Raw genomic sequence first — 13458 nt, 5'->3', positions numbered from 1 at the left:
AATATTTCAATAAACTACGACTTTTGAAATATAAATGTAATAATTTTATGTCTAAAAATCCTGGCGAAAGATGTTATAATGATGGAGTATCACTTACATATGATTAATTAAAAATGGAAGCGTGTATTGTTATGAATTCTAAAAAAAAGAGGCACACATCTAAGAATGACAACTAAAAGATAAAGGTGATTGCATTATGATATTAATGAAAGACGTATATAAAACATATGCCAATGGTGTAACAGCACTTAATGGTATAAATGTCGATATTAAGCAAGGCGAATTCGTCTATATTGTAGGACCAAGCGGTGCTGGGAAATCAACATTTATAAGATTAATGTACCGGGAAGTCAGGCCAACTAAAGGTTCCATCTACATAAACGATGTTAACGTAAATGAAATAAAAGAAAAAAGAGTTCCCCTGTTACGTAGGGATATTGGAGTTGTATTCCAAGACTTTAAATTACTCCCAAAACTAACAGTCTATGAAAATATTGCTTTTGCATTAGAAGTAATAGAGCAGCCCCCAAGTTTGATTCGAAAACGAGTGATGGATGTTCTAGAGCTTGTTGGTCTTAAAAATAAGGCTCGGTTCATTCCTGATGAACTTTCAGGTGGTGAACAGCAGCGCGTTTCTATAGCTAGAGCTATTGTAAACCATCCCAAAATTGTGATTGCTGACGAACCAACAGGGAATTTAGATCCAGATACGTCCTGGGGCATCATGAAAATTTTAGAAGAAATCAATGATCGTGGAACAACGGTAATTATGGCTACACATAGTAAGGAAATTGTTAATACTTTCAAAAACCGTGTAATTGCCATTGAAGATGGATTAATCGCAAGAGATGAACACCGAGGTGATTACGGCTATGAAAATTAGAACATTAATGCGTCATATACGTGAAGGGTTTAAAAATATTGGACGAAACGGTTGGATGACGATCGCATCAGTTGGTGCTGTAACAACTACGTTGATTTTAGTTGGTGCTTTTTTAGCGCTAATGATGAACTTAAATCAGATGGCTGACAATATCGAGGACGATGTTGAGATTAATGCCCTGATAGATTTGACTATAAACCAACAAGAGATACAGCAACTAGGTAACGAGATTAAGCAGATTGATGGTGTAGATTCGGTTGTTTTCTCATCTAAGGATGATGAGTTAAATAAATTAATTGACAGCATGGGTGAAAATGGTCAAACGTGGCAAATGTTTGAACAGGATAATCCTTTAAACCATGTTTACATTGTACGAACAGCAGATCCTCAGGATACTGCTCCGGTCGCAAAGAAGATTTCAGAGCTTAAAGGCGTTCAAGAGGTTAATTATGGTCAAGGTGTTGTAGAAAAGCTTTTTGAATTTAATAAATACGCACGATCAATCGGATTGGTCTTAATTGTAGGCTTGTTATTTACAGCTATTTTTCTTATTTCCAACACGATTAAAATTACAATTATGGCACGTAGTAAGGAAATTGGCATTATGAAACTAGTTGGTGCAACCAACGGCTTTATCAGATGGCCGTTTTTTATCGAAGGGATGTTGCTCGGAATATTAGGATCAATTATACCAATTGCCATTGTGCTTTCAGGCTATTATTACTTAGCTAATACAGTGAGCCAGCGTATTCACTACAGCTTCGTTGAAATTTTGCCATATAATCCATTCGCGATACAGCTATCGTTGATTATTTTAGCCATTGGTGCAGTCATTGGTGTATGGGGAAGTGTTATGAGTGTACGTAAATTCTTAAAGGTTTAGTTTGTGCGTTTGTCATTTGTGAGGAGCCATTTTGGAGCATTGTTTGAAATTTATACAGAGGGAAAGGGGAATATTTGAATGAAGAAAGTAATACCATCTTTGCTGACGGTCATTTTAGTAAGCACATCACTATCCTTCTATACTAGCCCGGTGTCAGCTGAGTCAACAGACGAGCTCGATAAAAAGATAAGTGACTTGGAAAAGGAACAAAAGGAACTCGAAAAAGAGCAAAGCGAATTAAATCGTGATAAAAAAGAAACGGAAGAAAAAATTGATAAAAATTTAAACAAGCAGGATTCGGTAGAAGCTGATATAAATTCAATTGACCAAAAGCTTTCCAATACTAGGAATAAAATTGAAAATAAAGAAAATGAGATTTCTACGACAAATAAAAAGATTGAGGATTTAAAGAGCCAAATTGAAAAGTTAAAAGAAGAAATTGTACTATTGAAAGAACGCATAAAAAAACGTGAACAGTTACTGAAAGACCGCCTACGTAATATACAAAAGAATGGCGGTAACATGAAATACATAGAGGTTATTCTTGGTTCGCAAAGCTTCGGTGATTTTATTAGTCGCTCTTCAGCGGTAAACACAATTATGGATCAAGACAAAACAATAATGGAAGCACAAACTGCTGATAAATTGGCCTTAGAAAAAAACAAGGCGGACGTTGAGAATAAGAAAAGTGAAGTAGAAGATCGTAAGTTAGCATTAGAGGCTCAGAAATCAGAGCTAGTTGCTTTGAAATCGCAACTTAACAAGCAAATGTCTGAGAAAGAAACGATGATGGCTTCACTAGAAAAAGAGCATGAAGATTTAGAAGAATATAAAGTGAGTGTGCAAGAAGAAAAAGAGATACTTGCTGCACAAGCGTCAGCTGTGGAAAAAGCGAAGCAGGTAGCGGAGAACGAAAAGAGTAAGTTAGCACAATTAGCTAAGGAGAAGGAAAAACAAAAAAAGGCAACCACTAATTCTTCTTCTGGTAATTCTCAGTCTTCTGTTAGCTCAGGCTCTGGTGGATCAGGTGGAGGAAGCGGTATCTTTATTTGGCCAGCAGCTGGTTATAAAACCTCTGATTATGGATATAGAGTCCACCCTATAACAGGTAAGAAAAAGTTACATGCTGGTATGGATATTGGAGCATCTATAGGCACACCATTAAAAGCTGCTGCTTCAGGTGTCGTTATTAGAGCGGGTGTTATGAGTGGATATGGTAATACCATTATGCTTACCCATAACATTGACGGTACAACCTATACAACATTATATGCACATTTAAGCAGTATATCCGTTTCAGCTGGACAGGTTGTTAGCCAAGGTCAGCAAATTGGGGCAACAGGGAACTCTGGTGCATCGACTGGACCACATTTACATTTTGAGGTACATGTTGGTGGCTGGAATGCTGCAAAAAGTAATTCTGTAAACCCATTAAATTACTTAAATTAATTGCAAAGGCTGTTTTCTAAAGATTGTTAGTGTATACGAAAATAATAGCATTGGATTGAAATGAGCAATTGTAAGTATTAGAAAAAGGCATCATCCTTTATGGTATGATGTCTTTTTCTGCTCTTTCGTTGTATAATTACATAAAAAGCGTAGTAAAACCATAGTCATAAGAGAAAGATAGTGGTATGCTTTTTAATATTACATGTTATTTTGATTAAAATAGTTGGGGTGAAATAATGAATTTAAGAAAGATACATATAGTACTACTTCTCGTTTGTGCATTACTTTTAGGACTTGGAGGCGGCTATGCTGGTGTAAAGCTTGCTCAGTCTAATAATAATGACGCACAAGATAATAAAGCGATAACTGAAAATATAGAGGGGGCTAAAGAGACAAATACCCCAAAGGAAATGAACAAAGTAGGTCAAGCGTTTAATCTTATAAAAGAAAATTATTTAGAGGATGTAGATGATCAGCAATTAATTGAAGGAGCAATTCAAGGGATGCTGACATCATTAGAGGATCCGTATAGTTCGTATATGGACGTGGAGACAATGAAGCAATTTAATGAGCAAATTGAGTCTTCGTTCGAAGGTATTGGTGCGGAAGTAAGTATGGTGAATGATACAGTAACCATTGTGGCCCCAATTAAAGATTCACCAGCGGAAAAAGCTGGCCTACGACCTAACGACCAAGTGCTTCAAGTAGATGGGGAAAGTTTAGATGGGTTAAATCTTAATGAAGCGGTGGCTAAGATTCGCGGTGAAAAAGGGTCTAAAGTTGAGCTAGAAATACAGCGTGCTGGAGTTTCTGAACCATTTAATGTGACAATTACACGAGACACTATTCCAGTTGAAACCGTTTATAGCAAAACGGAAACAGTAGATGGAAAGAAAACGGGTATTATCGAAATAACCAATTTTTCTGAGCGTACAGCTGATGAATTTACAGAACAGCTAGATAAGATGGAAAAGGATGGAATTAAAGGGCTGGTTATTGATGTCCGAGGAAATCCAGGCGGTTTATTAGATGTCGTGGAGGATATATTAAAACAATTCGTCCCAAATGATATGCCTTACGTTCAAGTAGAAGATCAAAATGGAGAAAAATCTCCTTCATATTCTGAACTTGAGGAGAGAAAAGAGTATCCAATTAGTGTATTAATTGATGAGGGAAGTGCATCAGCATCTGAAATTTTGGCAGTTGCTATGAAAGAAATGGGCTATGATGTAGTTGGTCAAACAAGTTTTGGTAAAGGTACCGTTCAGCAAGCAGTTCCATTGGGCGATGGAAGTACCATCAAATTAACATTTTTTAAATGGCTCTCCCCTGAAGGCAATTGGATTCATGAAAAAGGGGTAAAACCTACCATTGAAGCAAAGCAAGCAGATTATTATTATACAAATCCCGTACAGATTGAAGAGCCACTGACTCTTGATCATACAGGAGATAATATTAAGAATGTGCAGATTATGTTAAAAGGATTAGGTTATGATCCTGGAAGAATAGATGGCTATTTTAGTGAAAAAACGGAAGAAGCTGTTAAAGATTTTCAATCTGCCAATGATGTGAGTTCAACTGGTAAGGTAGATGAAAAAACGGCAGGATTAATCGAAACAGCGGTTGTTGATAAAATAAGAAATGGTGAAGACGATAAGCAGTTAGAAAAAGCTTTAGCAGAAATATACGAATAATAGTAATCCGCGGGTATTACTCGCGGATTTTCCAATCGAGCAGGAAGTCATTCCCTTGATGTCGAATAAATGAAATAGTACATCGTTGCATAGAGAAGGTGAGTATATTGTTGGAAGCTTGGTTCATTGAAATCGTTAAGGGGATTGGAAGGGTCCTTCTAAATCCATTATTATATTGGGCCATATTATTAGTTTTTCTTGCAGGGAAAAAGAGAATTAGAAGAGAGAGAATGGATTTTGGGATAAAGATATTTGATATGTTCTCTGAGTGGAAGGGCACATGGCTTTATTCTATTCTATTAGGACTAATTGTGTCAGCTATAACTATTGGGCTAGGGGTTGTTTTTTCATATACAACGATCCTGCTATTTTGTATCATAACAATTCTTGTCAGTATTACTGGGAGATTCACATTACTTTCTGCAAGCTATACACTGGGAATTTCCTATTTCGTACTCCTATTCCTTCCAACTGTAATGGAGAAGCAAAAGATAGTCTCAGCCGAATTATTTTCTACTATTAATTACCAAGGATTAGTTATCTTAATAGGTATATTCCTTGTTGCTGAAAGCATTCTCTTATTAAAGGCACGCAAAGGCAAAACCTATCCAGAACTTGTTCAAGGTAGCCGAGGGGGGTGGATGGGACAGCATCATATAAAAAAGCTGGCTGTGATTCCTTTTTTCATACTTATACCAACAGGCTTAATAACCTCTTTTGCTCCATATTGGCCCTATTTTACAATAGGGGAGCAGTCCTTTAGCTTAATATTGATTCCTTTTATCATTGGATTTGATCATATTGTTCGAGGTAACGATCCCATGGTTTCGGCTGGTAAATTGGCGAAATCCATGATGATTCTCAGTTTCCTTGTGCTTCTAACTGCATGGGGAAGTAGCTATTATTCATGGCTTTCCTTGGCAGGAGTAATTGTAGGAATAGCTGGAAGAGAGTATCTAAATTATCGACATCGTACGAAAGATCATGAACGATCAGGCTTTTTTCAACCTACTGATAAGGGGCTAAAAGTTTTGTCTGTTATTCCTAATTCTCCAGCAGATCGTTTAGATATATTAGCTGGAGAATCAATTGCGAGAGTAAATGGAAATAAAGTTGTCAGTATTACGGAGTTCTATGAGGCGCTACAGAAAAGCGGTGCTTTCTTTAAATTAGAAATAATTGATCGAGCCGGTGAGAAGCGTTTTCTGCAAGGCGCTTTATATGAAGGGGATCATCATGAATTAGGGATTATCTTTACTTCCAGCCCGCATCGTAGAATTAAACAAAACAAAATAGGATATGGAAGTTAGAAGGACAAACTGCTTGAAGATGGCTATCCCATCCCAAGGCAGTTTTTTTAATAAGTTAAGAAAGTATAAAATCAGTGCAATGACTGCGTTAAGCCAAGTAGTTATTTTGAAATGTTTGATGTATATTGGCAATGCTCCGACTAATTACTTCGCTTTCCGCGGGCACGGCCCATAGCCGTCAAGCTAATAAAAAAGAAGTACGGTGCAATGAAAATATAAACATATTTTTCCAGTTTAATCCGTATTCTTTTATGGGTACTTGTTTTTCTTTTTTACACTTTTACTTACGCGGCACGGAAATGTACTTTATACGCAATGTTTAAGACATCAAAAGGACTTTTATGCTGACAACGATGATCTTTCCTTCCATGCCGGTATATGTTCTGGTAAATATTATCGATGAGAGCTTTCAAAGAAGAAAGGTGATAGAGTGAATACCCCTTCGTCTCTACTATTGCGTTTCTCGCATGGTTGATACATTTGTACTCACTCCCTTCTAGTTGATACCTTTCGTAAAGGCAGTAACGGCACTGAAAAGCAATCATCGAAGAAAGAAGAATATGAATTAAAGTCCCATACAAATGACAGTAAAAGCGGTCGGTATTCATTGCCTGCACATCATCAATTTCAAATAACGATTTCCATGTTTTAAAGAGAATCTCCACTTGCCAACGCAAGGAATAGATAGGATACAAGGTTTGCTCATCCATTTCTTCTTGTGTTATATTGGTAGCAAGAATTTGGATATGATTCTTCTTGTTGGCGGATTGGGTATGCCCCCCTTTCCGTCTTCTTTCTTTTAAATAGGTATCTCTCTGTTTTTGTTGCTCTTCGGTTAATCGTTGTACGACTACACGGGCATGAAATGTATTTTTTCCCTTAACACCTAATTGAATGAACCCATAATCCTGTATCTCTCCTGGAGCTAGATGCATGGCATCTTCTTCAGGCTTTATTTGGATTCTTCGTTGCTTGTCATCCAATGTCCAATAGGTCATATTGGCAGGAACACGAGTAATATAATAGGCTCCTGCTCGATCTATTTTTTTAAAGTGATCTCCTGAGAAATAGCCGAGGTCACGCAAGATAAGGTCCTCTTCTCCTATTGTATCTGCCAATTCTTCAGCTGCATCGTGATCACTGTCTCTTGGTCCATAGAACAACGTATGCAAAAAATTCCCTTGATACAGCTCATATTCTAATTGTATTTTCACTCCATCCCAATAACTCGCGTTGTTCTTTTTTACTTGAAAGGATGTGCCATCCAAGATACGGATCCGAGAAAAAGGATAATCAGATGGAGATGGTAACGATAATATCTGTTGTTTTTCCGCTAACTGCATAAAAACTTGTTTTAAAAAAGCCACTCCTTTCTCGTCTAATCGTTGATGTAAGGCTTGTTTAGATATGGATATTTCTGATTCACGAGAAAGGGAAGCACAGAGCTGTCCTAGCCCCTCCGTACCAACTTTTTCATGTAAGAAGGCACATATACTTAAGAAATCTTCCGGCATTATCTTCTTCAATCGTTGTACAAAACCTGATTCTCGAGCAACATTGCGAAGTTCAGAAATAGATAAAATATCGTGCACACTCTTTACAAACGAGTCAAAATGATATTGCTTAGCCATACGTAATCCCTCCAAATTATTCCATTTATAATGTCAGGATAACGAATAACTTTTTGGTTTTTAAAATATCCTGCTTAACTTGACGGCTATGGGGCACGGCCTCAACTAACTTTGCAAAGAAGAACACGTTGCAAAGTGGATTTTCGGCTCGCGCTAATCCCGCAGGAGTCTACGTAATTAGTCTCCGCTATGAGAAGGTGCAACAATTCTTGTCATAAGTAATAGGTTGACTTTTTTACAATGGGTAAAGTGAAAATCGTTATCCGTGAGTATAAAAGCAGCTGTGTTACTTCATGCTAGCGTTGTAGAGCCTGATAATAGCGAAGGCCGGCCACTTCAACTCCTGTGGGAAATGTTTGACCTGAAGATCCACTTTTTTGAGCGGGTTTTGCTAAAAAAGTTAGCTGAAGGACAAACCCCACGGAAAGGGAAGTGGGCAGCCGGAGTGGTGGTCAAGCAAGCAGTAGCTATTATTCCATAATAGCTACTAGAGGAAGCGTAAATCTGAGCATTTAGTGATAAGGACTGAGCGAATTTTGCTCAGTTTTTCTTATGTATTCAAGTAAAAAAGAAAAGCCGTGTTAACTTTCTGTTACAGTGCTCAGCTACTAATAGACTTCCCTGTTTTCGTCGCGAAAGTTAACACCAACCCGCTCATCTCATGCGAAGTGGTTCAGTACTTAGTCGCTTACCGAGTGTTTCTGTCTTTGTGCTTAAGCTAAAATCTATAAAAAGTTCGTCGTACGGGTTTGTACTAAACGAAATAAGGTGTTATATTAAATATACGATTAATTCAGAAAACTATAATAATTCACGTTGTCTGAGTAATCTGCAAATCGGGTAAGGAATGCTAGGAATGAAAAACTGGTTTCGCCGTTCAATTAAGAATCAACTTATACTTTTTATTTTAATCGTAGTATTAGTACCAATATGTGTTTTAGGATTAGTTTCGTATTATACGACAGTAAAGGTATCAAAGGAACGAGCAGCCATTTCAGGTGAAAGTTCCTTGGAGCAGATTCAGGATTCTATTGAATTTATTGTAAATGATGTTGAAAATATGTCAGTATTTTTAATTGGTAATCAAGCAGTGCAAGCGTATTTACAAGTGGAAGGAGATCCAATATATCCACAACGTGATATTTATGGGTTCTTATCGAATTTGGCTTTTTCGAAAAGATATATTAATGATATTATCATTTACCCGATAAATGGTAATTCACCAATATCCACAAATCTGGTGATGGATACGAATGCAGGTATTGATATTAAACAAATTCCTAATGGTAAATGGTGGTCCTATCGTAAGGTTAACAAAACGGTAGACGGCAATAAGGACATGATAACGTTGACTCGCCCTATTCGTAGTACAGGAGATTTCGAACGGATTGGTTATTTATCGATTAGTCTCAATCAACGGGTAGTTGAGGAATATTTAAGCTCAGGAGATTCAGAGTGGAGTACATCGGTCTTTATTCTAAATGATGGAAATGTATTAGCGCAAAGTCAAACAAATATAAAAGAAAAAATTAATCTAGATAAACTTACTTTATTATTGGATCAAAATAATAAAGAACGCTTTTCTTTCCTTGCAGAAGAGGAAGAGGTAACTGTATTTACGGAAGAGATTGGGAAGGTGGGATGGCACATAATTAGCCTCGTCCCATCAAGAGAATACAGTTCTCAGAATCGGTATTTTTTATGGTTAACCATCTATTCCGTTGTGATTGCCATCCTTCTTGTAGCAGGTCTCGTTATATTTTTTGTATCAAAAGTATTTAAACCGTTAACTACACTAACTAATTCCATTCAAACAGTGAACCCGGGTGAAACAATTAAAACAATTAATAATGACGCAAATAATGAGATTGGTGAATTAATAGGTAGTTATAATCAATTAAATCAGCGGATTGCCAAGTTAATGAATCAGGTTCAGAAAAGCGAAGCACTAAAGCGGGAATTGGATATGAAGGCTTTGCAATCTCAGGTTAATCCTCATTTTCTATACAATACATTAGCTGCAATTCATTGGATTGCGTTAAGTTCCAAGGCGCATGATATCTCAAAGATGGTTTCTTCATTAAGTACATTGTTACGGTTTAGTTTAAATAAGGGAAATGAGTATTGTACCGTTGAACAAGAAATCGGTCACTTGCTCCATTACATAGAAATTAAAAAGATCCGTTTTCCAAATAGGTTTTCCATAGACTTAGAAATTTCCAACGACTTGAAACAGCATAAAATGCTAAAACTTGTTCTGCAGCCATTAATTGAAAATAGTATTAAACATGGATTTTTTCCACTTCCTAATCACTTTGGTAAAATATCTGTTCATGTACAAATACAAGGGAATTTTATCCACTTTTCAATTATTGACAATGGTGCTGGAATGACAAGTGCAAAACTGCAAGAAATTAAACATCAGTTTTTACATGATCAAGAGACAGAAGCTCTTATTGGCACTAATTATGGAATTCGTAATGTGAATTTGCGACTCCTGTTACATTATGGAAAAGAAAGTGGCTTACGAATAGATAGTAAAGAAATGCAAGGAACAATCGTTGAGTTTGTTATTCCGATAAAGGAGGGGGGAATGCTATGAGAGTACTAATCGCAGATGATGAGATTATTATAAGAGAAGGAATGGCAAATGTCATCCCATGGAATGACTATGGTTTAACCCTATTAAGACCAGCCGCATCAGCTGAAGAGGTAATTGAACGCTTGGACGATGAAAAACCAGATATTCTAATTACAGATATTCAGATGAATGACATGAATGGTTTGGAGCTTGTAGCTTATTTAGGTGAAAATGAATATCAAATAGAGAGTATTTTACTCACTGGATACGATGATTTTCATTTCATTCAGGAAGCGATTCGTCAAGATGTTTGTGATTATTTATTAAAAACCAGTAGTCCAGAAGAGATCATAACAGCAGTTAAACGAGCAAAGAAAAGATTGGAGAAGGATAAAGAATATAGTCAATGGAAAGAGTCAGAACAAGAGCAATTAAATCGTATGAAACTTGAAAAATTAATAGCCGAGGGATTGGACTATCACGAGTTAATGGATGTAGTTGATGTTATTCCTGAGCTGGCTCATCCACCTTTTCAGCTTTTATATATGGATATAGAGCTAGAACTAGAAACGTTAAGGAAATATGAGGCCTTGTGGAATAGTTATTTATTTGGAAAGTGGTTCACACATGAAAATGCATTACTGATAGTGGTAAAGCGAGATCCCTATTTGGCAGATGATTATTTATTACAGATGGCAATAAAGAAAGTGAATGCATTGTTCCATAAACCGATATTGGCAAGTGAGGTAGTAACAACCTTATCAAGCATACGAGAACTATATAGTGAGATAACATCTCTACAACTGTTCCAATGGATTCTAGTGGACTGTAAGCTTATTCAAGTGGAACACATTCGTCAAAGAAAAGGAATCGTATGTGATGATACGATGGAGGAGAATTTGCAACATGTTATTTCACTTATAAAGATGGGAGACAAGAGTAAATTAGAAGAATGGATTAGAGAAATAGTACATGGGTTATTTTCACATCCGCAAGCAACACCGGATTCCATTCAGTTTTATGTACAAAATCTCTATATGGAAGTTATAAAGTATGTAGATCAGATGGCTGGACGTATGGAAAATTATCGAGCGATACCTTCAGCATCAGAATGGTTCAAACAACCTATTCCGATTTTATTTGCATTGTTCCAAATATTACTAACGGACTTTCAAACCCATTACCAAAAACATGCAAACTATGTAGAGGAAACCATTTATTATATAGATAAACACTTAGGTCAAGCTATTTCCCTGAATGATGTCGCAAATCACATTCAAATTCACCCAAATTACTTAAGTGAGTTAATTAGAAAAAGAACTGGAAGATCCTATATTGGACTTTTAACGGAGCTTCGTATGAAAAAGGCTACGGAATTTTTACAACATTCTTCCATAGCTATTAATCATATAGCAAAACGTGTGGGATATAATGATCGAAAATATTTTACAAAACAATTTAAAAAGAAGTATGGCTACACCCCTACCCAGTATCGGCGCAAACATGATAGATAAGCTTATTATCTCTAGATAGTAGTTTCTTTGACCAATCCATATCGAAATGATTAAGGAAGATCGGTTAATTATTAGAGTAAATTTAAAACACTTTGATTTTTCACCCCTAATCTGGTATTCATCCCCCTTATCTATATGAAAGCGCTATTTTAAACTATACATAATAATCAAAAGGGGGGATAAGATGAGAAAAATAAAGATTGCCTTTCTAGGAATCATCATGATGTTCATTTTAACAGCTTGTATAGGGAATGGAGATAGTAAAGCGACAAAACGTTCTGCAGCTGATGGAAAGATTTCTATTTCCATATGGCATAACTTTGCTGGAGATGATTTACGAGCCCGAAAAGTGCGAAATATGATTGCTAATTTTGAAGAAGAGAATCCCACGATTGAAGTTGATGAGCAAGCAATCCCAGTAGATGGGTATCGCCAACGAATAAGCACAGTTGCTGCTGCGAATGAACTTCCAGATATATTCTTGACATATGCAGGTAGTTTTACCGATGAATTTTATAATGGTGAGCTTATTCAGCCTATTACATCCTTATTTGAGGAAAATCCGGAATGGAAAAATTCATTTTTAGAAGGCGCGTTAGAACCTTACAAGTATGATGGAGAATTATATTCTGCGCCAATTGCAATGTCTGCTACATCCTTTTTGTATTATAACAAAGATTTGTTCACAGCGAATAATTTAGAGGTTCCAGAAACATGGGCAGAATTTGTTCAAGTAATAAAAGTGTTTAACGATAAAGGTATCACACCAATTGCTATGGGGAATAAGGCTCCTTGGGTAGCTCAATCAACTACCTTTGGTGCTATAGCTGATCGTGTTACAGGAACAAATTGGTTTTTAGATGCGGTGGAGCAGGAAGATGCCTCATTTACAGATCCGATATTCATCGATGCGTTACATCGTTTTAAGGAGCTAGTTGATAATGGAGCTTATTCAGATGGAGCAAATAGTATGGATAATACGCAGGCTGAACAGTATTTTGCGCAAGGAAAAGCAGCTATGATGATTAATGGCGCTTGGACATTAAGTAGTCTAGGTGCTTCTCAATCTGAACAAGTTTTAACTAATATTGGTGTATCCGTTGTCCCAGGCATTGAGGGTGGTAAAGGATCAGGAAATACAATTACTGGTGGACCTGGTGGTGGTTTCTTACTTAGCAGTGAGACAAAAGGAGAAGATAAGCAAGCTGCATTAAAGCTTATTTATAAATTGAGTAATGCAGATGCCCAGAAAGAAATAGCTGAAAGTAATTCAATGGTTATGTATGATGTAGACATTGATAAAGAGAATGTTAACCCGTTATTTTTTGAAGCATTTAATTTAATTCGTGAAGTTGAATTTGCCCCTGTATATGATCTGTACCTAACTTCAGAGGCTGGAGAAGCCGTTAATAATGGATTACAAGAAATTATGTTAGGAGGAGATCCAGAGAAGGTAGCTGAATCAATACAAAAAGCACAGTCTTCTAATTAATGAATCGAGCAAAGGGGGGAC

At 36.6% G+C, this 13458-nt stretch carries 10 protein-coding genes; 9 read left to right on the top strand and 1 reads right to left on the bottom strand.

The features are described from left to right. Positions 1-196: 196 nt before the first annotated feature. From ftsE to D9782_RS21230, 5 genes are all read left to right on the top strand, one after another. On the top strand, positions 197-883 hold the full coding sequence (gene ftsE / locus D9782_RS21250; RefSeq protein ID WP_026682010.1) for a cell division ATP-binding protein FtsE: 687 nt from the start codon (positions 197-199) through the stop codon (positions 881-883). Next, on the top strand, positions 873-1766 hold the full coding sequence (ftsX, locus tag D9782_RS21245; protein ID WP_026682009.1) for a permease-like cell division protein FtsX: 894 nt from the start codon (positions 873-875) through the stop codon (positions 1764-1766). The genes ftsE and ftsX overlap by 11 nt, the downstream gene beginning before the upstream one ends. Before the next feature lie 78 nt (positions 1767-1844). Further along, positions 1845-3215: a murein hydrolase activator EnvC family protein gene (locus tag D9782_RS21240; protein ID WP_121605676.1), complete on the top strand. Its 1371-nt coding sequence runs from the start codon at positions 1845-1847 to the stop codon at positions 3213-3215. A 236-nt stretch (positions 3216-3451) separates the two neighbouring features. Next, entirely contained in the window at positions 3452-4909 is a 1458-nt protein-coding gene (locus tag D9782_RS21235) for a S41 family peptidase (protein ID WP_121605675.1), read from the top strand. 110 nt (positions 4910-5019) lie between these two features. Further along, positions 5020-6219: a PDZ domain-containing protein gene (locus D9782_RS21230; RefSeq protein ID WP_240455768.1), complete on the top strand. Its 1200-nt coding sequence runs from the start codon at positions 5020-5022 to the stop codon at positions 6217-6219. A 284-nt stretch (positions 6220-6503) separates the two neighbouring features. Here the strand turns inward: D9782_RS21230 and D9782_RS21225 are convergent, their stop codons facing one another. Then, a complete protein-coding gene (locus D9782_RS21225; RefSeq protein ID WP_121604372.1) occupies positions 6504-7850 on the bottom strand; it encodes an IS4 family transposase in 1347 nt (448 codons plus the stop codon). 265 nt (positions 7851-8115) lie between these two features. Here D9782_RS21225 and D9782_RS21220 point away from each other — a divergent pair, with 265 nt between their 5' ends. The 4 genes from D9782_RS21220 (at position 8116) to D9782_RS21205 (ending at position 13437) form a co-directional block, all read left to right on the top strand. Continuing rightward, entirely contained in the window at positions 8116-8331 is a 216-nt protein-coding gene (locus D9782_RS21220; protein ID WP_121603973.1) for a hypothetical protein, read from the top strand. Positions 8332-8706: 375 nt separating this feature from the next. After that, positions 8707-10452 (top strand): cache domain-containing sensor histidine kinase, encoded by a 1746-nt coding sequence (locus tag D9782_RS21215; RefSeq protein WP_162986481.1) that lies wholly within the window; start codon positions 8707-8709, stop codon positions 10450-10452. After that, a complete protein-coding gene (locus D9782_RS21210) occupies positions 10449-11945 on the top strand; it encodes a response regulator (protein WP_121605672.1) in 1497 nt (498 codons plus the stop codon). Before D9782_RS21215 ends, D9782_RS21210 begins: the two co-directional genes overlap by 4 nt. Before the next feature lie 184 nt (positions 11946-12129). Then, positions 12130-13437 (top strand): extracellular solute-binding protein, encoded by a 1308-nt coding sequence (locus D9782_RS21205; RefSeq protein WP_121605671.1) that lies wholly within the window; start codon positions 12130-12132, stop codon positions 13435-13437. Positions 13438-13458: the final 21 nt, after the last annotated feature.

It is taken from the genome of Virgibacillus sp. Bac332 (assembly GCF_003667785.1).
GTDB lineage: Bacteria > Bacillota > Bacilli > Bacillales > Amphibacillaceae > Virgibacillus > Virgibacillus salarius.
This window is presented reverse-complemented; position numbering and strand designations above follow the sequence as displayed.